The organism is Actinospica robiniae DSM 44927 (assembly GCF_000504285.1).
Classification (GTDB): Bacteria; Actinomycetota; Actinomycetes; order Streptomycetales; family Catenulisporaceae; genus Actinospica; species Actinospica robiniae.
This window is the reverse complement of record NZ_KI632511.1, coordinates 4,920,816-4,942,736: the sequence shown is the minus strand read 5'-3', so window position 1 is coordinate 4,942,736 and position 21,921 is coordinate 4,920,816. Positions and strand designations below refer to the sequence as shown.

General features: G+C 69.0%; 19 protein-coding genes. 8 read left to right on the top strand and 11 right to left on the bottom strand.

Translation table 11 applies throughout. The features are described 5' to 3' along the window. Nucleotides 1-1,057 precede the first annotated feature (1,057 nt). The 5 genes from ACTRO_RS20875 to ACTRO_RS20855 form a co-directional block, all read right to left on the bottom strand. Nucleotides 1,058-2,152: a WXG100 family type VII secretion target gene (locus ACTRO_RS20875; RefSeq protein ID WP_034265438.1), complete on the bottom strand. Its 1,095-nt coding sequence runs from the start codon at nucleotides 2,150-2,152 to the stop codon at nucleotides 1,058-1,060. Then, nucleotides 2,149-2,472 carry a type VII secretion target gene (locus ACTRO_RS20870; protein WP_051451142.1) on the bottom strand — a complete coding sequence of 108 codons (324 nt, stop codon included), beginning with the start codon at nucleotides 2,470-2,472 and terminating at the stop codon, nucleotides 2,149-2,151. The genes ACTRO_RS20875 and ACTRO_RS20870 overlap by 4 nt, the downstream gene beginning before the upstream one ends. Before the next feature lie 159 nt (nucleotides 2,473-2,631). Next, nucleotides 2,632-2,958, bottom strand: a complete 327-nt coding sequence (locus ACTRO_RS20865; protein ID WP_034265436.1) for a hypothetical protein — start codon at nucleotides 2,956-2,958, stop codon at nucleotides 2,632-2,634. Between the two features lie 25 nt (nucleotides 2,959-2,983). Further along, a complete protein-coding gene (locus ACTRO_RS20860; RefSeq protein ID WP_034265432.1) occupies nucleotides 2,984-4,633 on the bottom strand; it encodes a fumarate hydratase in 1,650 nt (549 codons plus the stop codon). A gap of 113 nt (nucleotides 4,634-4,746) precedes the next feature. Further along, a complete protein-coding gene (locus ACTRO_RS20855) occupies nucleotides 4,747-5,310 on the bottom strand; it encodes a dihydrofolate reductase family protein (RefSeq protein ID WP_034275929.1) in 564 nt (187 codons plus the stop codon). Between the two features lie 163 nt (nucleotides 5,311-5,473). On the opposite strand from ACTRO_RS20855, the gene ACTRO_RS20850 reads away from it, so the two are divergent. The 4 genes from ACTRO_RS20850 (at nucleotide 5,474) to ACTRO_RS20835 (ending at nucleotide 8,682) form a co-directional block, all read left to right on the top strand. Then, nucleotides 5,474-6,745, top strand: coding sequence for an MFS transporter (locus ACTRO_RS20850; protein ID WP_051451141.1), 1,272 nt, complete (start codon nucleotides 5,474-5,476; stop codon nucleotides 6,743-6,745). Nucleotides 6,746-6,840: 95 nt separating this feature from the next. Beyond that, nucleotides 6,841-7,539 carry a FadR/GntR family transcriptional regulator gene (locus tag ACTRO_RS20845; RefSeq protein WP_034265431.1) on the top strand — a complete coding sequence of 233 codons (699 nt, stop codon included), beginning with the start codon at nucleotides 6,841-6,843 and terminating at the stop codon, nucleotides 7,537-7,539. A gap of 79 nt (nucleotides 7,540-7,618) precedes the next feature. Next, nucleotides 7,619-8,272 carry a DUF1707 SHOCT-like domain-containing protein gene (locus tag ACTRO_RS20840; protein ID WP_063628043.1) on the top strand — a complete coding sequence of 218 codons (654 nt, stop codon included), beginning with the start codon at nucleotides 7,619-7,621 and terminating at the stop codon, nucleotides 8,270-8,272. Further along, the gene (locus tag ACTRO_RS20835; protein ID WP_051451140.1) at nucleotides 8,269-8,682 is read left to right on the top strand and encodes an acyl-CoA thioesterase; all 414 of its coding nucleotides are present in this window, start codon (nucleotides 8,269-8,271) and stop codon (nucleotides 8,680-8,682) included. Before ACTRO_RS20840 ends, ACTRO_RS20835 begins: the two co-directional genes overlap by 4 nt. Before the next feature lie 67 nt (nucleotides 8,683-8,749). Here the strand turns inward: ACTRO_RS20835 and ACTRO_RS20830 are convergent, their stop codons facing one another. Continuing rightward, nucleotides 8,750-10,774: an MFS transporter gene (locus tag ACTRO_RS20830; RefSeq protein ID WP_034265422.1), complete on the bottom strand. Its 2,025-nt coding sequence runs from the start codon at nucleotides 10,772-10,774 to the stop codon at nucleotides 8,750-8,752. A 206-nt stretch (nucleotides 10,775-10,980) separates the two neighbouring features. Continuing rightward, nucleotides 10,981-11,976, bottom strand: coding sequence for a class II fructose-bisphosphatase (gene glpX / locus ACTRO_RS20825; protein WP_034265419.1), 996 nt, complete (start codon nucleotides 11,974-11,976; stop codon nucleotides 10,981-10,983). Nucleotides 11,977-12,307: 331 nt separating this feature from the next. On the opposite strand from glpX, the gene ACTRO_RS20820 reads away from it, so the two are divergent. Next, the gene (locus tag ACTRO_RS20820; RefSeq protein WP_034265417.1) at nucleotides 12,308-12,853 is read left to right on the top strand and encodes a DUF4245 domain-containing protein; all 546 of its coding nucleotides are present in this window, start codon (nucleotides 12,308-12,310) and stop codon (nucleotides 12,851-12,853) included. Between the two features lie 319 nt (nucleotides 12,854-13,172). Here the strand turns inward: ACTRO_RS20820 and ACTRO_RS20815 are convergent, their stop codons facing one another. Then, nucleotides 13,173-13,391: an exodeoxyribonuclease VII small subunit gene (locus ACTRO_RS20815; RefSeq protein WP_034265413.1), complete on the bottom strand. Its 219-nt coding sequence runs from the start codon at nucleotides 13,389-13,391 to the stop codon at nucleotides 13,173-13,175. Between the two features lie 47 nt (nucleotides 13,392-13,438). Between ACTRO_RS20815 and ACTRO_RS20810 the strand changes: the two genes are divergently transcribed. Beyond that, nucleotides 13,439-13,924 carry a GNAT family N-acetyltransferase gene (locus ACTRO_RS20810; protein WP_051451139.1) on the top strand — a complete coding sequence of 162 codons (486 nt, stop codon included), beginning with the start codon at nucleotides 13,439-13,441 and terminating at the stop codon, nucleotides 13,922-13,924. 521 nt (nucleotides 13,925-14,445) lie between these two features. On the opposite strand, the gene xseA is transcribed toward ACTRO_RS20810, so the two are convergent. Further along, nucleotides 14,446-15,732 carry an exodeoxyribonuclease VII large subunit gene (gene xseA / locus ACTRO_RS20805; RefSeq protein ID WP_034275926.1) on the bottom strand — a complete coding sequence of 429 codons (1,287 nt, stop codon included), beginning with the start codon at nucleotides 15,730-15,732 and terminating at the stop codon, nucleotides 14,446-14,448. 453 nt (nucleotides 15,733-16,185) lie between these two features. Between xseA and ACTRO_RS20800 the strand changes: the two genes are divergently transcribed. Beyond that, the gene (locus ACTRO_RS20800; RefSeq protein ID WP_034265410.1) at nucleotides 16,186-17,154 is read left to right on the top strand and encodes a 4-hydroxy-3-methylbut-2-enyl diphosphate reductase; all 969 of its coding nucleotides are present in this window, start codon (nucleotides 16,186-16,188) and stop codon (nucleotides 17,152-17,154) included. Between the two features lie 692 nt (nucleotides 17,155-17,846). Here ACTRO_RS20800 and ACTRO_RS51065 read toward each other — a convergent pair. Both ACTRO_RS51065 and ACTRO_RS20785 read right to left on the bottom strand, forming a co-directional pair. After that, nucleotides 17,847-19,160: a DUF6542 domain-containing protein gene (locus tag ACTRO_RS51065; protein WP_342673730.1), complete on the bottom strand. Its 1,314-nt coding sequence runs from the start codon at nucleotides 19,158-19,160 to the stop codon at nucleotides 17,847-17,849. Between the two features lie 219 nt (nucleotides 19,161-19,379). Further along, entirely contained in the window at nucleotides 19,380-20,510 is a 1,131-nt protein-coding gene (locus tag ACTRO_RS20785) for a DNA recombination protein RmuC (RefSeq protein WP_034265400.1), read from the bottom strand. Nucleotides 20,511-20,537: 27 nt separating this feature from the next. On the opposite strand from ACTRO_RS20785, the gene ychF reads away from it, so the two are divergent. Further along, entirely contained in the window at nucleotides 20,538-21,617 is a 1,080-nt protein-coding gene (ychF, locus tag ACTRO_RS20780) for a redox-regulated ATPase YchF (RefSeq protein ID WP_034265396.1), read from the top strand. Nucleotides 21,618-21,921: the final 304 nt, after the last annotated feature.

Below are 21,921 nucleotides of genomic sequence, written 5' to 3'. Positions count from 1 at the left end.
GATGAAAGCCGGATACGCGGTTTTTGTCGGCGGTGGCGTCTAGCATGGAAACGTACGGGGGATCGGGACTTGTGACGGGAGGGGTGGTGGACGCGATGGCTGGTCAGGTGGCGTTAGGGGTGTGGCCGAAGACGGTGCAGGATTTCCCCTCGGCGTGCGACCGAGCCACGCGATCGTGCGCTTCGCATGAGCGCCGGATGGATCGGCCCACGGTGATGCAGAATCCTTCCGCACCGAACCCGGCCAGCCAGCCTGTGGGGTTCTGCAGCGAGATCTGGAATTCGGGGTGGATCGGACCACGGCGATGCACGATTCAGCAGCAAGCGCGACCGGGCCACCGACCCCTTCGAGCGGATCGGGCATCGGGATGGCCGGATGAGAGTGATGCAGAATTCTTCCGGATCGGGCGCCAGCCTGCGGGATTCCTCCGCGAGGTCTGGGATCGGGATGGATCGGATCCAGTCGTGCAGGATTCAGCACCAAGCACAGCCGGACCACGGGACTCGCTCGCGCGGATCGAGGACCGGGATGCTCGGATCAGGGCGATGCAGAATCCTTCCGCACCGAGCGCGGCCGGGCCGCGGGATGGGACCCGGCCTGAGCGCAGCTCGCACCGGACCCTCAGGGGGTGGGTTCTCTCCTCGGTCGGGCAGGCGAAGCCCGATTAGGGTTCTGCCGGGAGGTCAAGCGGCGCGATGCAAAATCCACCACCAGCGGAAGCCTCCGCCGCTTGACCTCCCGGCAGGTCCCTGATTGCCTCCGGGGACCGACCGAGGAGAGAGCACGCCCCCGCAACCCCACCACCCCCAACGTCAGCCCGCCCCGCCAACGACAGCACCCACACGAACCCGGCATCTCTCTCCGAGGGAAGGCCCCCGCCGGAGGCGAGATCTTGAAACCCCAGCCCACCCCACCAACGCAACGGGTGGGCGGGTGGACAGAAGAACCGGGCGGCGCGAAGCGGCCGCCCACACCACGACCACCACCCCGGACCCGAAAAGTCACCACGCCCCACGAGCGCTCAGTCGATCATTAAATTGCTCTAGGCGCTAAGCAATCAGTTCCCGCCGGCGACCGGCATCGCGCCGTCCGGACCGTCGAGCGAGTTGAGCGTCTGCTTGAGCCCGGTGGCCGAGGTCTCCGACGAGGTGGTCATGCCGCCGAGGGTGTCGGTGATGGTGAAGACGCCGGTGCTCTTCGCCGTCGGGTGCGCCGCGCCATGAGCCGCGACACCGCCGAGCCCGTCGGCCAACGCGCCCTCGAGGTTCTGGCCGTCCGCGGACAGCGCCGCCCCCGAAGTCGGCAGTTGGTACGCGACGTCGCCCTTCACGCCGGCGACACCGCCGACCTCGGACTGGAAGACGCCGCCGACGAAGTTGCTCACCCCGTCGTTGAGCGCCGTCGTGGCACCGCCTGCTCCGGTCATCAGGCCCGGCGCGACCTTGCCCAGAACCGCCGAGGCACCGACCGTGCCGACGCCGTCGAGCACGCCGTTCTCGAGGTCCGCACCCCAGGTGACCTTCTGCCCGGACAGTGCCTGCGAGGCCACGTTGGCCGTCGTGTCCGCGGCCACGTTCGAGGCCACGTCGCCCAGCTTCAGCGTCTCGGACAGAGACTTGAGATTCTCCATAACCTCGCCGAGCACTTCGGCCACCCGGTCGATGTCCACGCCCACCTGCTCGGCGAGATCGGCGAACTTGGCGATCAGGGCCACGATCCGAGCCGCCTCGGCCGAGTCCGCGATCGCCGACGCGAGGTCGGACAGCCCAGCCGTGACGACGGTCAGCAGCGCGCCGGCCGCCGTCGCGATCACGATCTGCTCGCAGATGCTGACGAGCTCCTCGTTGATCGAGTCGATGTTGGTGGCGTAGGAGCACATCGACTTGGCCACGTCGTGGAAGTTGGCCACGCCCTTGCGGGTCGAATCAGCCTGCTGCTGCCAGTGCTGGTGGAACGCGTCGGCCGCGGAGCCGGCCCACTCGCTCGGCCCCACCGTCTTCACCGCGGAGTCGAGTTCGTCCACCTGCCGGTCGACCTTGTCGGCCAGGTCGTCCCAGTCCTGCGCGATGGACCTGAGCGTGTCCCCGTCGCCCCCCGGCAGCGGGAGCCCCATCGCCTCCAGGACCTTGACCACGTCAGCGTTGATATTCACTCCGCACCCCCGGCCTCGGAGATGCTCTGTGCGCACCCCGCGTCCACGTCTTGATAGTTGCGCGCCGTGGCCTGCAGCTGCTGCCCGGTCTGCCCCCAGACCTCGGCCAGCTGGTCCAGGCCGTTCATGGTGTTCTTGAGCATCGACAGGTATTTCGACAGCGCCCCGTCGCAGGCGCCGAGCAGCCCGAACGCCTCGCCGATCGAGAACGCCGACCCGCTGTACCCGGACGCCGACGAGGACAGCCCCTGCGCCTGGTCCGTGAACTGTGCTCCGAGCTGGGTTATCGCCGACGGATCGGCGGTGAACGAGTCCCCCATGGCCTCACCCCACGTTTGAGAGAGCGGAAACAGGAACATCGGGACTCTAGACCAACCCTGATGCCGATGCACCGTTCTGAGATGAACGCCGCTTCGCCGTGAACGCGAACGGGCCCCGGCTCGCCGCTGGGGCCCGCCTGCTTCAGCAGTGTTCTTCACTCAGGTGTTCCCGCTTCGCGGCCGGGCCCAGCGGAGTTCGAATTCGTGGATCTCCATGCCCACGATGGACGCCCGGTCGCGGTCGAGCTGCAGCCAGACACTGGGGATGTCCTCTTCGTCCAGGTGAATCCAGGCGTCGCCTGCCCTCTCGGCGTCGCCAGTGCGCACGTACGTACAACTCCACGAACACTCGCACCAGCCGAGGTAAGGCAGCTCGCGGAGTGCGTCGACGAGCGATTGCTCGCCGAGCTCCATCAGTTCGGTCTTCAAGTAGTCGACCAGGACCGGATAGACCTCGGCGAGACGTGGTGCTGCGGCCTCCGTCATACCGGCAGCGTAACGGGATCCTCGACTACTGCTTCGTGCCGATGCTCAGCAGCGGCTTGTCGTCGCCGGGGTTGGTGAAGAAGTCGTTGCCCTTGTCGTCGACCACGATGAAGGCCGGGAAGTCCTCGACCTCGATCCGCCACACCGCCTCCATGCCGAGCTCGGCGTAGTCGAGCACTTCCACCTTCTTGATGCAGTCCTGCGCCAGCCGCGCGGCCGGGCCGCCGATGGAGCCGAGGTAGAAGCCGCCGTGCGCGGCGCAGGCGTCGGTGACCTGCTTGGACCGGTTTCCCTTGGCCAGCATGACGAACGAGCCGCCCGCCGCCTGGAACTGGTCGACGTACGAGTCCATCCGACCGGCCGTGGTGGGGCCGAACGAGCCGGAGGCGTAGCCCGCCGGGGTCTTGGCCGGGCCGGCGTAGTAGACCGGGTGGTCCTTGATGTAGTCCGGCAGCGGCTTGCCCGCGTCGAGCAGCTCCTTGAGCTTCGCGTGCGCGATGTCCCGGGCCACCACCAGCGTGCCGGTGAGCGAGAGCCGGGTCTTGACCGGGTACTTCGAGAGCTCCGCCCGCACCTCGGACATCGGGCGGTTCAGGTCCACCCGGACCACGTCGTCATTCAGGTGCTCGTCCGTCGTCTCCGGCAGGAAGCGGGCCGGGTCGGTCTCGAGCTGCTCGAGGAACACGCCCTGCGCGGTGATCTTCGCCAGGGCCTGGCGGTCGGCCGAGCAGGAGACCGCGATGGCCACCGGGAGCGAGGCGCCGTGCCGCGGCAGCCGGACCACGCGCACGTCGTGGCAGAAGTACTTGCCGCCGAACTGCGCGCCGATGCCGAGCCTGCGGGTGAGCTCGAACACCTCCTGCTCCAGCTCGTGGTCGCGGAACCCGTGCGCCAGCATCGAACCCTCGGTCGGCAGCGCGTCGAGGTAGTGCGCCGAGGCGTACTTCGCGGTCTTGAGCGCGAACTCGGCCGAGGTGCCGCCGATGACGATGGCCAGGTGGTACGGCGGGCACGCGGCGGTGCCGAGCGAGCGGATCTTCTCCTCCAGGAACCGCAGCATCGCGCCGCGGTTCAGGATCGCCTTCGTCTCCTGGTACAGGTAGGACTTGTTGGCCGAGCCGCCGCCCTTGGCCATGTAAAGGAACTTGTACGCCTCGCCCTTGGCCGCGTACAGCTCGATCTGGGCCGGCAGGTTCGAGCCGGTGTTCTTCTCGTCCCAGGTGGTCAGCGGCGCCATCTGGGAGTAGCGCAGGTTGAGCTTGGTGTAGGCGTCGAACACGCCGCGGGCGATGTGCGCCTCGTCGTCCCCGTCGGTCAGCACGTTCTGCCCGCGCTTGCCCATCACGATCGCGGTGCCGGTGTCCTGGCACATCGGCAGGATGCCGCCGGCCGCGATGTTCGCGTTCTTCAACAGGTCGAGCGCGACGAACCGGTCGTTGGGCGAGGCCTCCGGGTCGTTCATGATCGAGGCCAGCTGCTTGAGGTGCGAGGTGCGCAGGAAGTGCGCGATATCGTGCATCGCCTCGGCCGTCAGCAGCCGCAGCGCCTCCGGCTCGACCTGCAGGAAGGTGCGCCCGGCGGCGGAGACGGTGGAGACGCCCTCGCTGGTGACGAGGCGGTACTCGGTGTCGTCCTGGCCGGTCGGCAGCAGATCGGAATAAGCGAATTCGGGCATTCTCGCGCGCCTCCATAGACCTCTACGTCCAATCGTCTAAGCCTAAGCCCGGCCGAGCTGCGCTCCGGGCCGCGGCGGACGTGGTCTTGGCCACCCGCGCGGCGTGCGCCGGGTCAGCGCCGCCGCCGGTAGCGCAGCTCCACGATCCCGCTCACCGACGGCTCGGCGCAGACCAGCTCGAGCGGATAGGACGCGGGGACGCCGTCGAACAGCCGCGTGCCCTCGCCGGCCACGTAAGGGAACATGCTCACGTGCAGCTCGTCGATCAGGTCGAGCTGCATGAGCGAGCGGAAGAGCCGCACACCGCCCCAGACCACGATGTGGCCGTCGCCGCCCTGCCGGAGCTTCTCGACCTCCGCCGCGGTGTCGCCGCCGACGATGGTGGTGTTGGGCCAGTCGGCCGTCTGCAGAGTGCGGGAGAAGACGACCTTGCGCCCGGCGGTCAGCAGCTCGGCGAAGGGATGGTCCGGGGAGTCCGTCATGGCCTGGGAGACCCCGAGGTACGTCTCCCGGCCCATGACGTGCGCGTAGGCGCTCCGCAGGAAGTCGAGGTGTGCGGGCTGGTCGGGCCGGCTGTTCTCGGGCTGGTCGAAGCAGAACTTCCAGAACTCGGTGCCCTCGTCGGCGAGAAGGCCGTCGAGCGAGTAGTTGAACACTGTCGCAATCAGCTTCCGCATGATCACCACTCCGTGGTCTCTGGTCTCCATTGACGCGATAGCGCCAGTATCACGGGCGCCACCGACAGAAAACGCAGAGTCCATGGATGATCACGGAAGGTGGTTTTCGCCGCTGCTCCGTGCAGGTATGACGTGAGACGTCATACGTATTATCATCGAGCACGTGACGTCGACGATCGAAGCATCCGCGAACCAGACCCCCGACCCCGTCCCCGCGGCCGGGGCCGAGCCGGGTCCGGGTGCGCATCGGGTCGCAGGCACCGGGCTCATCCTGCTCGGTGTCATCCTCATCGCCGCGAACCTGCGGCTTTCGGTGTCCGCGACCGGCGCCCTGCTCGATCAGCTGGGCGCCGGCCTGCACCTGTCCTCCGGGATCCAGTCGCTGCTGACCGCGATCTGGCCGTTCGCCTTCGCCGTCGGCGGGATCTCCGGCTCCTGGCTGGCCCGCAAGTACACCGCCGGCACCGTCATCGCCGCCGCGCTGGCCGCGCTGACGGCGGGCCAGATCGTGCACAGCCTGCACGACACGACCGCGCTGGTGGCCGGCTCGGTGCTGGCTGGTCTCGGCATCGCGCTGGCGAACGTGCTGCTGCCGGTGGTCGTGCGGCAGTACTTCCCGGACCGGGTCGGGCAGGTCACCGGCCTGTACGCGATGGTGCTCGCCGGCGGCTCGGCCGTGGCCGCGCTGGCCTCGGTGCCGGTGGCCAACGCCTTCCACGCCGTGGACGCCGGACTCGCGGTCTGGGTGATCCCCAGCGTGATCGGGCTGGCCGCCTGGTTCGCCGCGCGGCCCCAGCGCGCCGCCCACCCCTCCAACGCCGTCGTCGACTCCGCCGTCCCGGCCGCGCACCTGCCGCTGCGTCAGATCGCCCGCCAGCCGCTGGCGTGGGCCCTGGCCGCGCTCTTCGGCCTGCAGTCCGTCGGCGCCTACGTGATCATGGGCTGGCTGCCCTCGATCCTCGGCAGCGCGGGCATGTCGCACACCGCCGCCGGTGCGGTGCTCTCGGCGATCTTCTTCATCAACATCCCGATCTCCTACCTGGTGCCGCACCTCGGCGCCCGGATGAAGGACCAGCGCCCGATGCTGCTGGGACTCACTGCCGCCTCGCTCGTCGGCTTCATCGGCCTGATCATCGCGCCGGCCTCGCTGACCTGGCTCTGGGTCGTCTTCTTCAGCTTCGGCATGGCCACCTTCCCGCTCGTGCTCGCGCTCTTCCCGCTGCGCGGCGGCACCGCGCACGGCACCGCGGCGCTCTCCACCTTCAGCCAGTCGATCGGCTACCTGCTCGCGGCCGTCGTGCCGCTCAGCTTCGGCATGCTGCACGACGCGACCGGCTCCTGGACCGCGCCGCTGCTGGTCGTGGTGGTCGTCACCGTGCTCCAGGGTGTGGTCGGCTCGTACGTGGCCTCGCCACGCCGGGGCAGCGTGTCGTGACCGGGCGGGTTCAGAACCCGGATTCGTGAGACAGTGCCCGTCGTCGACACAGCGGCGCCGGGCAGCGGAGCTTGGCAGAGAGCAGGTATGCGGAGATGACCGAGCTGGCGGGCCTGCGCCGCGGTTCCCTGTGCGACGAGGTGATCGCCAGCCTCCGTGAGCAGATCGCGACCGGAGCCTGGCCCCTCGGCGAGCGCATCCCGCCCGAGTCCGAGCTGATCGAGCGGCTCCAGGTCGGCCGCGGCACCGTCCGCGAGGCCATCAAGGCCCTGGCACACATCGGCCTGCTCGAAGTACGCCAGGGTGACGGCACCTACGTCCGCTCGCGCAGCGAACTCGCCGGCGCCCTCCGCCGCCAACTCGGCAGCTACACCGACACCGACGTGCAGGAAGTCCGGCGCGCGCTCGAGGTCGAAGGCGCCCGGCTGGCCGCCTCCCGCCGCACCGAGGAAGACCTGCGCGCGATGGCCGACGCCCTGGCCGAGCGCGACGTGGTCGCGGACGTCGGCCGTGAACTCGGGCGCTGGGACCCGGTCTGGGTCACCCCGTGGGTCGAAGCGGACGTGCGCTTCCACCAGGCCGTCGTCGCCGCCTCGCACAACCCGATGCTCACCGAGATGTACCTGGAGATGGCCGAACAGCTCGCCTCGCTGCTGACCACGCTGAGCTCGGCCACCGGCCACGACATCTACCTGGCCCGCGGCCACAGCGTCCTGCTCGAGGCCATCGAAGCCGGCGACGCCGAGCGCGCCGCCCGGGAAGCGCTGCACAACGTCGATACGCCGGTCGACTAGAAGCCGGTTCCGGGCCCCCGCAGCGGATCCGCCATACCGGGCCCAACGGCGAATCCGCTCGATCGGTTATCTTGAGCCTGTGACGCCGCCACTCTCCTTCGGCAACGAACCCGTCCCCGCCGACGACCGCGGGTTCTCCATGCGCGCCTCCGACGCCGACCGCGACCACGTCGCCAAGCTGCTCGGCCAGGCGTTCGCAGAAGGTCGGCTCAGCGCTGAAGAGCACGCCGAGCGCACCGACGGCGTCTACGCCGCCAAGACCCTCGGCGAACTGCGCCCCTACCTGGCCGACCTGCCCGTCGCCTTCTCCCCGCCCTCCGCCGGCGCCGCTCCGAGCGCGCGCGGCGAGATGCCGCCGGCCGTCGGCGGCTTGACCGACTCGGTGGTCGCCGTCTTCGGCGAACAGAAGCGGCGCGGCCGCTGGCTGGTGCGCAGCGGACTGGAGGCCAAGGCGATCTTCGGCTCGGTCGAGCTGGACCTGACCGAGGCCGTGCTCGAGCAGCGCGAGATGACCATCACCGCGACCAGCATCTTCGGCGAGGTGAAGCTGATCGTGCCGGAGGGCGTGATGGTGGTCAACGAGGGCACGGCGATCCTCGGCGAGCGCAACATGAACCTCAGCCAGGACCAGCCGTACACGGCCGAGACCCCGATCGTGCACGTCCGCGGGCTGAGCCTGTTCGGTAACGTGGAGGCCAAGCGCCCCCGCAAGAAATGGCTCAAAAGGCGATGAGTGACACCCCGCTGTACGTCCACCGCTCGACCGTCTGGTTCGACGAGCTCGACATGGTGGGCGTGCTGCACAACGCCCGCTACGCGATCCACGTGGAGCGGGCGATGACCGCCTGGTTCCACACGCTGACCGACCTCGACCCGTCCGACGGCCTGAGCGTGGTCCGGCAGTACGACATCGAGTTCATCCGCCCGTTCACGCAGGAGCGCGGCGAGCTCGTCGTCGAGATCCACCTGGAGCGCCGCGGCACCACCAGCGCCGTCTTCGGCTTCCGCTGCCTGTCCTTCCCCGAGGGCGACGACGGCCCCGAAGTGCTGCACGCGCGCGGCACCCGCGCGATCGTCAAGGTCAGTCCCGGATCCCTGCGCCCCGCCGCCTGGTCCGAGAACTTTCTGCCCCTCGACGCGTGAGCTGGGCGGTCTCGGCGCCGGCCTCGATGCCGGTTTCCTGGCCGGTCGCCGTGCCCGCTACGGCTCGCTACGGCTGCAGGACGTGGCGGTCCGGCGCCTCGAACGAGTTGTCCGACAGGATCTTGAGGAACGCGACGAGATCCGCGTGCTGCTCCGGATCCCAGCCCTGAAGCTGCTCCTCGAGCAGCTGCAGCCGCGCCTGCGACAGCTTGTCGACGACGTCGAGCCCCTCCGGTGTCAGCGAGATCACGCCGTCTTCGTCCCGGCGCACGTTCCCGCTGGCCACCAGCCGATCCACCCGCGGCCGGATCTCGTCGACCGGTGACTTGATCCGCCTGCAGATCTCCTCCTCGGTGATCGGCCCCGCGTGGTAGAGCCGGAACAGCCCGTACGCCTGTGGCACTGAGATGTCGACGTCCGCCCGCTCGATCGCCCGTCCGTAGCGCTCCCAGACGTTCTGACGGCTCGACAGCTTGGTCACGAAGCGCTCGATCTCGGCCAGCGACGTGCGGAACGTCGGCAGCCCGGAGGACTCGCCCAAGTCGGTCGTCTTCGTGGCCGTACGCAGCGGTACCTCGCGCAGGAACAGGGAAAGCAGGAAGGCTACCAGCGCGATCGGCGAGGCGATCAGGAAGACCTTCGCGCACGAGGTCGCGTAGATGTGCAGGAACGGATCGCGCTCGGCCGCCGGAAGCTGGCGCGCCGAGGTCGGATTCCCCAGGATCCGTGCCGCCGGGAAACTGTGCGGGATCTGCCCGGACGCCAACGCCGAGGCGAGCTTGCTCGAGAGCTGATTGTTCAGGATCGTGCCGAAGATCGACGCCCCGAAGGACCCGCCGATCGAGCGGAAGTAGGTCACGCCCGAAGTGGCCACCCCCAGGTCCGCGTAGTGGACCGCGTTCTGCGTCGCGATCGTCAGCACCTGCATGGTGAGCCCGATGCCGAGCCCGAAGACCACCATGTCCCACCCGAGCGTGGTCGAGGACGAATGCTCGTCGATGTGCGACATGAGGTAGAGCCCGACCGCCATGCACAGCGTGCCGATGATCGGATAGATCTTGTACCGGCCGTATCTGCTGATCAACTGCCCGGTCCCGATCGAGGCGACCAGCAGCCCCGCCATCAACGGCAACAGCCGCAGCCCCGAGACCGTCGGCGAGTCGCCGTCCACCACCTGCATGAACAGCGGCAGGTAGGAGAGCGCGCCGAACATGCACAACCCGACCACGAACCCGATCGCCGAGCACTGCCGGAAGACCGGGTTGCGGAAGAGCTTCAGCGGCATCACCGGCTCTGCCGCGCGTTGCTCCACCAGGATGAACAGGGCGATCAGTACGGCCGCACCGATCGCGCACGAGATCACCTGTATGGACCCCCACCCCCACGTCGTGCCGCCCAGACTGGTGATCAGCACCAGGCAGACCGACGCGGCCGCGATGAGGAAGGTGCCCAGATAGTCGATCTTCGGTTTGTGGTGGGGGTTCTTCTTCGTCAGCGCGATGGAGATGACGAACAAGGCCACGATGCCGATCGGCAGGTTGACGTAGAACACCCAGCGCCAGCTGAGGTTGTCCACCAGGAACCCGCCGAGCAGCGGCCCGAGCACGGAGGCGACGCCGAACACCGCCCCGATCACGCCCTGGTACTTCCCCCTGTCCCGCGGCGGGACGACGTCGCTGATGATCGCCATGGACAGCACCATCAGCCCGCCCCCGCCGACCCCCTGCACCGCCCGGAAGCCGATCAGCTCGACCATGTTCCGGGCCTGCCCGCAGGCCACCGAGCCGATCAGGAAGATCAGGATGCAGATCTGGAAGACCGTCTTGCGGCCGAACATGTCGCCGAGCTTGCCCCACAGCGGCGTCGTCGCCGTCGAGGCGAGCATGTAGGCGGTGACCACCCAGGACAGGTGGTTGGCCCCGCCCAGATCCCCCACGATGGTGGGCAGCGCCGTGGCGACGATGGTCTGGTCGAGCGCGGCGAGGAACATCCCGAGCATGACGCCGGCGAACACCAGCATGACCTTGCCGTGGCTCTCCTCGACCTGCGGCTGGTCGGTGCCTTCTCCCTGCGTCGCCTGCTGCGTCGACAAGACGGCCTCCGGTGGGCGGGGGAATGACCCCCTGTCAGCGGAACTCTCCACTGACAGGGGATCACCCACGCTTGGCCGCCGCCTGCGGTGTCGTCCGAACGGGCGTATGCCCACGCGCGCCATGTAACTGCCGCGCCCGGTCGCGCCCCCCCTACCCCGTCAATCTCTTCGCGTCAGTCATCCTTTTCGCGTCCGCCCTCTTCGCATCAGCCGAAGTCGACCGAGCTGTACGTCCGCAACTTCGACAGCTGATGCTCCGACTCGATCCGTCGCACCGTCCCGCTCTTCGACCGCATCACCAGCGAGGTGGTCACCGCGCCGCCGGAGCGGTAGTGCACGCCGCGTACGAGCTCGCCGTCCGTGATGCCGGTGATCGCCACGAAGCAGTTGTCCCCGGTGACCAGGTCGTCCGTGGTCAGCACCCGGTCCAGATCGTGCCCGGCGTCCAGCGCCTTGCGCCGCTCGGCCTCGTCCTTGGGCCACAGCTTGGCCTGGATCACCCCGCCCAGGCACTTGATCGCCGCCGCCGCGATGATGCCCTCCGGCGTGCCGCCGATGCCGAGCAGCAGGTCGACGCCGGTCTCCGGCCGTACCGCCATGATCGCGCCGGCCACGTCGCCGTCGCTGATGAACTTGATCCGCGCGCCGGCCTCGCGCACCTCGTGCACCAGGTTCTCGTGCCGCGGCCGGTCCAGGATGACGACGGTGACCTCGCTCGGCGAGCAGCCCTTGGCCCGGGCCACGGCCCGGATGTTGTGCCCGACCGAGGCGGTGATGTCGACGGCCTCGGCCGCCTGCGGCCCGACCACCAGTTTCTCCATGTAGAAGACGGCGGACGGGTCGTACATGGCGTGCCGCTCGGCCAGCGCGATCACCGCGATGGCGTTCGGCATGCCCTTGGCGTTGAGCGTCGTGCCGTCGATCGGGTCCACGGCCACGTCGCACTCGGGCCCGTCCCCGTTGCCGACCTGCTCGCCGTTGAAGAGCATCGGCGCGTTGTCCTTCTCGCCCTCGCCGATCACCACCACGCCGTCCATCGAGACGGTGTTGATGAGCCGCCGCATCGCGCCCACCGCGGCGCCGTCCGCGCCGTTCTTGTCGCCACGCCCGACCCACCGGCCGGCCGCGAGGGCCGCCGCTTCGGTCACCCGGACGAGTTCGAGGGCCAGGTTCCGGTCGGGTACCTCTTGGGCCTGAGTCATCTGCAGTCCTTCCGCACTCGGACAACGGTCTGATCGGTTTGATCGTTTGATCTGAACGGAGCCGCGGCCGATGGCGGCCGGTGGCGGCCTAGGGCGCGAGCCTCAGCCTGAGCCTGAGCGCATCGCCTGCACCTTCGCCATCGCCGTCATCGTGGTCGCCTTCGCCGAGCCGGCATCGTCGTCGTGAGCCTGCCCGCCCGCCCACCGGCTGGAGCCCGTGGTCCGTCCGTCGCTATGGGAAATGTGTGGTCACCGGCTGAGGAGGCCGGTTCGTTGATCCTACTGCCGACCCGGTGGGCGGCCCGAGGAGGCGCCTTGGGATGATGGCGCCATGGCGAAGACCCATTCCCGGCTCAGGACGACCGTGCGCGACATGGTGCTCACGATGGCGCTGATCGTCGTGCCGATCCTGCTGGTGATCTGGCTGATGCCGGCGAACGCCCCGAAGAACGTCGTCACCCCCGTCTCGAACGCCGACTACCAGGCGATGCTGACGGCGGCCCGCAGCGAACTCCCCTTCACCGCGATGAGCCCCACCGGCCTGCCCGCGAGCTGGGAGCTGACCTCCGACACCTACGAGCCGGCCGGCGACGCAGCCGCCGACTGGCACCTCGGCTACCAGACCGAGGCCGGCAAGTACGCCGAGTTCGAGCAGACGACCGAGTCCATCGCCCAGTTCCTCGACGACCAGCACTCCGACGCCACCCGGCACGGCACCGTCACCGCCGCCGGCCAGCAGTGGCAGAGCTACGCCGGCACCACCCCCGGCGGCCTCAAGACGCTGCTGTTCCGCCAGGACGGCAAGAGCCTCGAAGTCGTAGCCGGCTCCGCCTCGCTCGCCGAGCTCGAGACCCTCGCCGGCTCGCTCCAGAGCTGACGCCCCAGCAGGTCCGCAGTGCCACCCCGCAGCCACAGCCCCCGCGCTGCGCCGTGGCCACAGCTCACGCCTCCCGCCGCCACAGCGGCCCGCTCCGCGCCGTGCTGCGCGTCGTGCAGGACTGTGCGGCGTCTGCAGCCAGTGGTGTCACAGAGTACGGCCGCCGGTGCAGGCGCCGCTTAGCACGGCCCTGGGCGCCGCCCTACGCGATATCCGGCAGCCAGCGCCCCCGCTCGCTGCCGCCTCATCACATCGCCGTGCCGTCTGCCCTCGGCTCAGCCGGCCACTCCACTTCCTGCTCTTCCAGGACTCGCCGCTGTCAGTCCTTCGCCGTCCCCTCCGCCGCCAGGGCCGCGTCCAACCTGGCCCGCGCCCCGTCCAACTTCGATTGGCAGTGCGAAGCGAGCGCTTCGCCCCGCTCCCACAGCTGCAATGAATCCTCCAAAGCCAGGCCACCGGCCTCAAGGCGTTGAACCGTGCTGATCAGTTCATCGCGCGCCTGCTCGTACCCCAATGCGGAGATCTCTTCCGTAGTCATGTCCTCCACGATAGATTCCCTTACCGACAGAGATCGGGGAGGCACTCATGGGAGTGGTGGTAAGGCGGGCGTCGGTCGAGGACGCTTGGGAACTGACCCGGCTGCGCCGGATCATGATCAACACGTTCAGGGAGGTTCATGACGAATCGTGGGAGTATGCCTGCAAGGACACGCTTGAACTGGCGTTGTCCGACCCGGACAGCTCCATCCAGGCGTTCGTAGTCGACGCCGGAGACGCACCTGGCAAGCTCGCGGCCGGGGCGGTCGGTGTGATCCAGCAGCGCCTGCCCAGTCCGGACAACCATTCGGGCCTGATCGGCTACATCCTCAGCGTGTCCACGGATCCCGACTTCCGACGCCGCGGCTTCGGACGTGCCGTGGTCGAGGCGACCTTGGGGTGGATGGACGGCTGTGGCGTGGTGAAGACGGAGCTCGTCGCCTCCGAGTCAGGCGATGCGCTCTACCGTGAGCTCGGGTTCGCCGAGCCCCGCTTCGGCACCTATATGAGCCGTTGGATGCCACAGCAGGTGTGACGGAATCGGACGCGCACCGCCCACGCTGTCCGCCCGTTCCGTACCAGCACGGTGAGTCGTTGCCGCCCACCACTGCGGCTGTCCTTCACACCGCGGTTGTTCTTCACACCCACCAGCACAGCACGTTCCCCGCTCGGCAGAGCCGCTGTGTTTCGTGCCATCAGCACCTCGGTGTTTCGCGTCTTCAACGCACGTCTCTTCCGCACCGTCAGTACCATGCGCCCGAGAGGCCAGGCTGGCTTAAAGCTGCTTGTCTGGTGATATCCACTGGCACCCACCCCTGTGCCACCACCAGCATCCTGCGCAAACCACGCCGCCACCGCCAGGCGCCCCAGCGATCGGTCGCCCACTGAACCGGAGCTAGAGCGCCCAGACGGACGTGGCACCCGTCCGAGGCTGAGCCTCGGCGCCCGCCCCCAAGGCTCAGCCTCCGCGCCCGCGCACGGCTTAGCCTCGGCGCCTGCCCAGGGCTCAGCCTCCGTGTCGGAGCCTGGGCGGCGTCGTGTTCTGGAGCGACTGCCTCATTCGGCCGGGTCGGCCGGTTCAGGCGCGTCGTCCGTGTCCGCTGCCGGGGGAGTCGTCATCTCTCCGGTCTCCGAGACAGAGCCGACGGTCACGGCCAAGCGACCTGCCATCAGCCGCACGCCGAGCTCCTGACCGGCCATCACTTCCGCACCGTCGCGGACGACGTGACCCTCGGACGTCTGCACGATCGCGTATCCACGCTCGAGCGTCTTGAGTGGGGACAGCGCGCGCACTCTGGCCAGCGTCTGGCCGAGCACCTCCGTGTCGCGGGCGATGCGTTGGTGCAGCGCCCGACGGCCGCGAGCCCGCGTATCCGCGATTTCCTGTTCTCGGCGTTCGAGCATGCTGTGCGGCGCCGCGAGCGCCGGCCGCGAGCGGTAGTTGCTCAGTGCGCGTTCTTCGCGGTCGAGCATGCGCCCTATCGCTCCGCGCATGCGCGCCCGGGCCTGTCGGACACGCTCAAGCTCTTCACTGACGTCGGGCACCAGGCGTTTGGCCGCGTCCGTCGGAGTGGAAGCGCGCAGGTCGGCGACCAGGTCGAGTAGCGGCGAGTCCGGCTCGTGCCCGATCGCCGAGACCACGGGGGTCCGGCACGCCGCGACCGCGAGCAGCAGTTGCTCGTCGGAGAACGGCAGGAGGTCTTCCACGGAGCCGCCACCGCGCGCGATGACGATGACGTCCACCTCGGGATGGGCGTCGAGCTCGGCCAGCGCTCCCGTGATCTGCGGGACAGCCGTGGCTCCCTGCACCGCCACCTCGCGCACCTCGAACCGCACGCCCGGCCAGCGCCGGCGCGTGTTCTCCAGCACATCCTTCTCCGCGGCCGACGCCCGTCCTGTGATCAGGCCGATCAGCTGGGGCAGGAAGGGCAACGGCTGCTTCCGACCGGGATCGAACAGCCCCTGGCCGGCGAGCTTCAGCTTCAGCTGCTCGATCCGCGCCAACAACTCGCCGAGCCCGACCTGCCGCAGTTCGAACATCTGCAGCGAGAACTGGCCGCGGCCCCGGTAGAACGCAGGCTTCGCGCGCAGCACGACCCGCTGCCCCTCGGCGGGCGGCGGCACGATCTGCTCGTACGCCTGGCGGTAGCAGGTGATGTTCACCGAGACGTCCTGTGCCGGATCCCGCAGAGTCAGGAACACCACTCCGGCCCCGGGGCGTCGGTTGATCTGCGTGATCTGCCCCTCGACGTGGATGACGCCAAGCCGGTCGATCCAGTCGCCGACCAGAGTCGCGACCGTAGCCACCGGCACCGGTTTCTCGAAGGAGCTCTCCAAGGCCATGCCGACCACCCTAGGCCCCGCCGCTGACACCACGGCGCGCTGCATGGGATTGCGTTCCACGCACTCGAGTGGGACCACGGCGCCCATGAAGGCCATCGTCGAGTGCTCCGACCGAGCCGCAGCGGTGCAGCACTGTCGAGGCGTCGACCTCGACGATCCGCGGCGGCCTACTCCGAACGCGCCGCTAACGCGCCGCTGTGGCGATCATGCTCAGGCATCTCATTTCAGTTAGGGGACGACTCCAATCAGTCACCTCATCTCACTCCATTTCCGTGCGATCTCGGTCGATTCCGCGCGCGGGCACGGCCGCCGAACACGCCACGCCGACCCCGCGTCGCGCGCGGTCGCGACACGTGTGGCGCGTGCGACACGCCACGCCGCGATGTGCAGAGCCGGTGAAGATCCCGCCTCCGGGCTAGGGCGCACGCCGGAGAGCGGAATACCATAGGTGTCATGGTCTCTGCTCCGGTCACCGCCGAATCCGCTCCCCGCAAGCGAGTCCTCCTCGCCGCCCCGCGCGGCTACTGCGCAGGGGTGGACCGGGCTGTGCAGACAGTGGAGAGCGCACTCGAACGTTTCGGCGCCCCCGTGTACGTCCGCAAGGAAATCGTTCACAACAAGCACGTCGTGCAGACGCTCGAGGAGCGCGGCGCGGTGTTCGTCGAGGAGAACGACGAGGTGCCCGAGGGCGCGCTGGTCATCTTCTCCGCGCACGGCGTGGCGCCCGAGGTGCACGAGTCGGCCAAGGGCCGCAACCTGCGCACGATCGACGCGACCTGCCCGCTGGTGACGAAGGTGCACAAGGAGGCCGTGCGCTTCGCCGAGGAGGGCTACGACATTCTCCTCATCGGGCACGAAGGCCATGAGGAAGTCGTCGGCACCACCGGCGAGGCCCCCGAGCACATCAAGCTCGTCGACGGCGTCGACGGCGTGGACGACGTCGAGGTGCGCGACCCGTCGAAGGTGGCGTGGCTGTCTCAGACGACGCTGTCCGTGGACGAGACGCAGCAGACGGTGGCCCGGCTCAAGCAGCGCTTCCCCTTGCTGCTCGACCCGCCGTCCGACGACATCTGCTACGCCACCCAGAACCGGCAGATCGCGGTCAAGCAGATCGCCGGCCAGTGCGACCTGTTGATCGTGGTCGGCTCCAAGAACTCCTCCAACTCGGTGCGCCTGGTCGAAGTCGCCCTCGAGGTCGGCGTGCCCGCGTCGTACCTGGTCGACTTCGCCGAGGAGGTCGACCCGGCCTGGTTCGAGGGCGTGACGACGGTGGGCCTGACCTCGGGCGCGTCCGTGCCCGAGAACCTGGTCCAGGACGTGCTGACACTGCTGGCCGAGCACGGTTACGGCGAGGTCGAGGAAGTCCGTTCGGCGCAGGAGAAGCTGCTGTTCGCGCTCCCGCATGAGCTTCGTCGGCTGTAAGCCGAGTAGTCGATTAGCTGAGTAGCCGAGTATCGGGTGAGGGCGGGCCTTTCGAGGCATCACTCCTTTCAGGCTTTGGCGGTTGGGGCGCGTCGAGCGCGCCTCGTTGCGGGCTGTGGACCGTGGACGAGGCTGCATCAGGGCGGACTGCGCACTGTGGACGAGGCTGCATCAGGGCGGACTGCGCACTGTGGACGAGGCTGCATCAGGGCGGACTGCGGGCTGTGGTTGAGGCTGCATCAGGGCGGACTGCGGGCTGTGGTTGAGGCTGCATCAGGGCAGGCCGCGGTCGAAGGTGCATCAGGGCCAGGGCACGCTCTGGTCGGGGGCGAATCAGGGCAGCCCTCCTTGAAGGTGCGTCAGGAATCGTCGTCGGCCGAACCGGGACCCTGGGGGCGAGTCCAGCGGCCGCGGTGGCTGTGGTGGCCGCGGACCTGGCGGCCGGCCGAGAGCTGATGGGCAGTCGGCGGATGGCAATACATGAGTGGAACCCCTCCCCGTGGCGAAGAACTCTTCGTGTTCTTCCTGTAACTCAAAGATACAAGAGGGTTCCGACAAATGCGGAGGATTCTGCTGTAGGCAGAAAAACTGGGGCGGGGATGGGGCGCGGCGCCGAATGCCGCATGCAGACCGGAGTGTGGGGTCGGTTGTGTGAGCTGGGCGAAGGGGCTGGGTGACCCGCAGCAGAATGCTTACGAGGCGGCGCGGGGGCTGGGGATGGCGCGGCGGGCCTTGATGCGGCGGCTGAGGAGGACGCCGGCGGAGATGGCGTTGCCGATGTAGAGCGCCTTCGCCTTCGCGGCGAGGAGGGTGAACGTCGTGGCGAGGACGCCGAGGGCGCCGGGGCCGAAGCTGTTCGGCATCAGCGTGGCCAGCATGATCACCGCTGCGGCGAACGCGAGGGGCGGGCTCACCAGGGCACTGAACCAGTCCGCTCGCCGCACTCGGGTGGCCGTGTAGCCGCAGGCCACGACGTAGATGACGGCGAGCGCCCAGGCGGGGCCGCCGACCAGGAACATGTCGAGCAGTGCTCCGCCCGCACAGGCTGCTCCCATCATGAGTGACACGCCGAGGCCGGTTAGGGGGCCGAGGCTGTCGCCGTGAGCGGGCACGCCGCTGTGGGGATGCGAAGGGCTTGCACTGGAGGGGTACCGCGGGGGATTGCCCGGGTAGGGACGCGTGGGGCCGCCGCGGTAGGGGCGTGAGGGTGCGCCGCCGTACGTGACCGTGCTGCGGGGTAGAGGGCCACGCGTGCGGGTCGCGACTAGCGTGGGCTGACTATTGCGGGTCTGGGGCCCACCGGAGGTGCGTGGGCTGCGGGGAAGGTCGAGGGAGTTGTGCGGTGGCGAAGCGTTGCCGCGCCCGGGGTCGTAGGGAGCGCGAAGAGCGTTGGTGGGCTCGAGGTTGAGGGGGTGCTGGAGGGTGTCCGAATCGTGGGGACGGAGGGCGACGTTTCCGCGGCCAGGCTCGTGGGAGTCCCGCGCGGCGAGAGCGATGTTGCTGCGGACGGACCCGGGGGAGTCATGTGTGGCGAGGGCGACGCTGGCGCGCCCGGCACTTTCGAGGGAGGCGTACGCGTAGGACGAGTGGGGGACGTCGTCGCGCTGGGGGACGCGGAGGTCTTGGAGCTCGTCGAGGTCGTGGGAGGTGTGAGAGGCGTCCGGGCGGGAAGTAACATCGCTTTGTCCAGGGACGGGGACGGGGACGGGGACGACGTGCGGAGAGGGGACTTCGCCAGGCTCGGGCGCGTGGGAGGCCGACGGTGGTGGGGCGTCGTGGCGGCCGGGGTCTTGGGAGGCGTCGGGTGCGAGCGGGTTGTGGGTGTTGCTCAGGCCGGGCGACGTGGTTGGGCTGAGCGCGGGGCTCGGCTCGTGGGGGGCGCTTGGGGCGAGGGAACTGCTTGCGGTCGCGTCGCCGGCGATGTGGTGGGAGTCGCGCGGCGCGGAGGTGGTGGCGATGCCAGTGATGTCGGGGTCGGTGGGGGTCGCGACGCGCGGGCGGGTCATGTCGCTAACGGTACGAGCTGATATGCCGACAGTCCTGGTGCAACGCAGCCGGTCTCACTCGTGTGGCTGACCGAATGCTCGCGCGAGCGGGAAGGCAGAGCGGGGAAGCCTGCCTTCAAGGGGCAAAACAATGAGGGACTCCACGGCGGGGGAGCGGCTAGGGGAAGCACCTAGCCCCCGCCGCCCGCCAGCCCGCACACGCGCAAGCCCGCACGCCCGCTACTCCTGCGGTGGGCTGACGGACCGGGCGGCGGTGTCAAGGCTGCGTGCTTCGGGCGGATTGCCCTGCTCGACGCCTAGGTCGCGCAGTCGCCTAGCCGTCACCAGCAGTCTTGCGTCGAGGGAGCCTACGGCTCGGTTGTACGCACCTACGGCGGCGCCGAGGGACCTTCCCACCGTGTCCAGCGTCTCGGTGAATACGCCGATGCGCTCGTACAGCTCTCTTCCCAGCGCCACCACGGTGCGGGCTTCGGAGGCGAGGGTGTCTTGGGTCCAGGCGTACGCCACTGTCCTGAGCAGCGTGATCAGCGTTATCGGGCTGGCCAGCACCACGCGGCGTTCTGCGGCGTACTCCACGAGTGCCGGGTCCGCGCTCAGTGCGTGCGAGAGGAATGCCTCGCCGGGGACGAACAGGACCACGAATTCGGCCGTCGATGCTCCGGCCGCCTCCATCCGCTTCCAGTACGCGCGGGACGCGAGCTGGTCGACGTGGGCGCGCAGCTGCTTTGCGTGGGCGCGGAGGCGCTCTTCTCTGACCAGGTCGTTCGGGGCTTCGGCGGCTTCTAGGAATGCTCCCAGCGGCACCTTCGCGTCCACTACGACGTGCTTGCCTCCGGCCAGGTGGACGACGAGGTCCGGCCTGGCGACGCCGGCTCCGCCTTCGCCCGCTTCTGCGCCTTCTTGGGCCGGGATCACCAGTTGCTCGGTGAAGTCGCACTTGTCGACCAGGCCTGCCAGCTCCACCGCGCGGCGCAGGTGAAGCTCGCCCCAGCGGCCGCGGACTTGGGGGGTGCGCAGGGCGGTGACCAGGGCGGCCGTCTGGCCGCGGAGTTCTTCGCCGGTGGTGCGGACGTCTTCGATCTGGCGGGACAGGGCGGCTTGGGCCGCGACTCTGCCCTGCTCGATCTCGCGCAGGCGGTCGTCGAGGTGGCGCAGGGATTCGTGGATCGGCTCGCTGGTGCGGGCCAGCTGGCGGTCCGCGGTCTCCAGCAGCAGCCGGGCGGACGCCTCCACTCCCGCGTCCGGGCCGTCCTGACCTGGGCGGACGCGGCGGGAGCGTTCGGCAAGGACGCCGATGGCTATGCCGATGGCGATGCCGAACAGCAGGAGTGCGAGGGCGCCGAGAGTCACCCCGCCATTGAACTAGACTTGCTGCTCATGGGTCTGCAAATCGGTATCGTCGGCCTGCCCAATGTGGGCAAGTCGACCCTTTTCAACGCACTGACGAAGAACGACGTCCTGGCGGCGAACTATCCGTTCGCCACCATCGAGCCGAACGTCGGCGTGGTGGGGGTGCCGGACCCGCGACTGGCCAAGCTGGCCGAGATCTTCCACTCCGAGCGCGTCCTGCCCGCCACGGTCGACTTCCTCGACATCGCCGGCATCGTGCGCGGCGCCTCGGAGGGCCAGGGACTGGGCAACAAGTTCCTGGCCAACATCCGCGAGGCGGACGCGATCTGCCAGGTCATCCGGGTCTTCACCGACCCGGACGTGGTCTTCGCCGACGACAAGAGCGCGCCGGACCCGAAGAGCGACATAGAGACCATCAACACCGAGTTGATCCTCGCTGACCTCCAGACCATCGAGAAGGCCCTGCCGCGCCTGCAGAAGGAGGCGCGGATGGCCAAGGACAAGCAGGAGAAGGTCGCCGCGATCGAGGAGGCGCAGCGGCTGCTCGAGCGCGGCACCACCGTCTTCGCGGCCGGGCTCGACCCGGCGCCGCTGCGCGACCTGCACCTGCTGACGGCCAAGCCGTTCATCTACGTGTTCAACCTGGACGCGGACGAGCTGTCCAACGAGGACCTGCGCCGCGAGCTCAGCGCCCTGATCGCGCCGGCCGATGCGGTCTTCCTCGACGCGAAGATCGAGTCCGAGCTGATCGAGCTGCCCGAGGACGAGGCGCTCGAGCTGCTCCAGTCGATCGGGCAGCAGGAGTCCGGGCTGACCCAGCTGGCCCGGGTGGGCTTCGCCACGCTCGGCCTGCAGACCTACCTCACCGCCGGGCCCAAGGAGGCTCGGGCCTGGACGATCCGCAAGGGCGCCACGGCGCCTGAGGCGGCGGGCGTCATCCACACCGACTTCCAGCGCGGCTTCATCAAGGCCGAGATCGTCTCCTACGAGGACCTGATCGTCTGCGGCTCGGTGCCTGAGGCGCGTTCGCGGGGCAAGGCGCGGATCGAGGGCAAGGACTACGTGATGGCGGACGGGGACGTGGTGGAGTTCCGCTTCAACGTCTGAGATACGAGCTCGTCAGGACTCTGAGCACACCCCGGAAGGGTGGAAGAGGCCTGCCGAGAGTTCGAGCGCAGGGGGCGCCGCCCCGGGACCCAGGACGAAGGGTTCCGGGGCGGCTTCGTCGTCGGGCGGGGTGTACCGGGGCGACCGGCGGCCTTCCGCCGGGAGGATCATCAGGACATTGCGCTTAAAGTGCTGGTGTCCTACGCCGACCGGGCAAGTTCGGCAAGTCATGCCGAACCTTGATTTCCCAGACCTTGCCTCGCAGCGCGTAGAAGAGTACTAACTCGTGGTAGTAACTTCCGCC

What these genes read in the sequence shown, in the direction of transcription:
- ACTRO_RS20870 (WP_051451142.1), bottom strand. Translation starts at nt 2,472, where the DNA reads ATGGGGGACTCGTTCACCGCCGATCCGTCGGCGATAACCCAGCTCGGA.
- ACTRO_RS20865 (WP_034265436.1), bottom strand. Translation starts at nt 2,958, where the DNA reads ATGACGGAGGCCGCAGCACCACGTCTCGCCGAGGTCTATCCGGTCCTG.
- ACTRO_RS20860 (WP_034265432.1), bottom strand. Translation starts at nt 4,633, where the DNA reads ATGCCCGAATTCGCTTATTCCGATCTGCTGCCGACCGGCCAGGACGAC.
- ACTRO_RS20855 (WP_034275929.1), bottom strand. Translation starts at nt 5,310, where the DNA reads ATGCGGAAGCTGATTGCGACAGTGTTCAACTACTCGCTCGACGGCCTT.
- ACTRO_RS20845 (WP_034265431.1), top strand. Translation starts at nt 6,841, where the DNA reads ATGACCGAGCTGGCGGGCCTGCGCCGCGGTTCCCTGTGCGACGAGGTG.
- ACTRO_RS20835 (WP_051451140.1), top strand. Translation starts at nt 8,269, where the DNA reads ATGAGTGACACCCCGCTGTACGTCCACCGCTCGACCGTCTGGTTCGAC.
- glpX (WP_034265419.1), bottom strand. Translation starts at nt 11,976, where the DNA reads ATGACTCAGGCCCAAGAGGTACCCGACCGGAACCTGGCCCTCGAACTC.
- ACTRO_RS20820 (WP_034265417.1), top strand. Translation starts at nt 12,308, where the DNA reads ATGGCGAAGACCCATTCCCGGCTCAGGACGACCGTGCGCGACATGGTG.
- ACTRO_RS20815 (WP_034265413.1), bottom strand. Translation starts at nt 13,391, where the DNA reads ATGACTACGGAAGAGATCTCCGCATTGGGGTACGAGCAGGCGCGCGAT.
- ACTRO_RS20810 (WP_051451139.1), top strand. Translation starts at nt 13,439, where the DNA reads ATGGGAGTGGTGGTAAGGCGGGCGTCGGTCGAGGACGCTTGGGAACTG.
- xseA (WP_034275926.1), bottom strand. Translation starts at nt 15,732, where the DNA reads ATGGCCTTGGAGAGCTCCTTCGAGAAACCGGTGCCGGTGGCTACGGTC.
- ACTRO_RS20800 (WP_034265410.1), top strand. Translation starts at nt 16,186, where the DNA reads ATGGTCTCTGCTCCGGTCACCGCCGAATCCGCTCCCCGCAAGCGAGTC.
- ACTRO_RS51065 (WP_342673730.1), bottom strand. Translation starts at nt 19,160, where the DNA reads ATGACCCGCCCGCGCGTCGCGACCCCCACCGACCCCGACATCACTGGC.
- ychF (WP_034265396.1), top strand. Translation starts at nt 20,538, where the DNA reads ATGGGTCTGCAAATCGGTATCGTCGGCCTGCCCAATGTGGGCAAGTCG.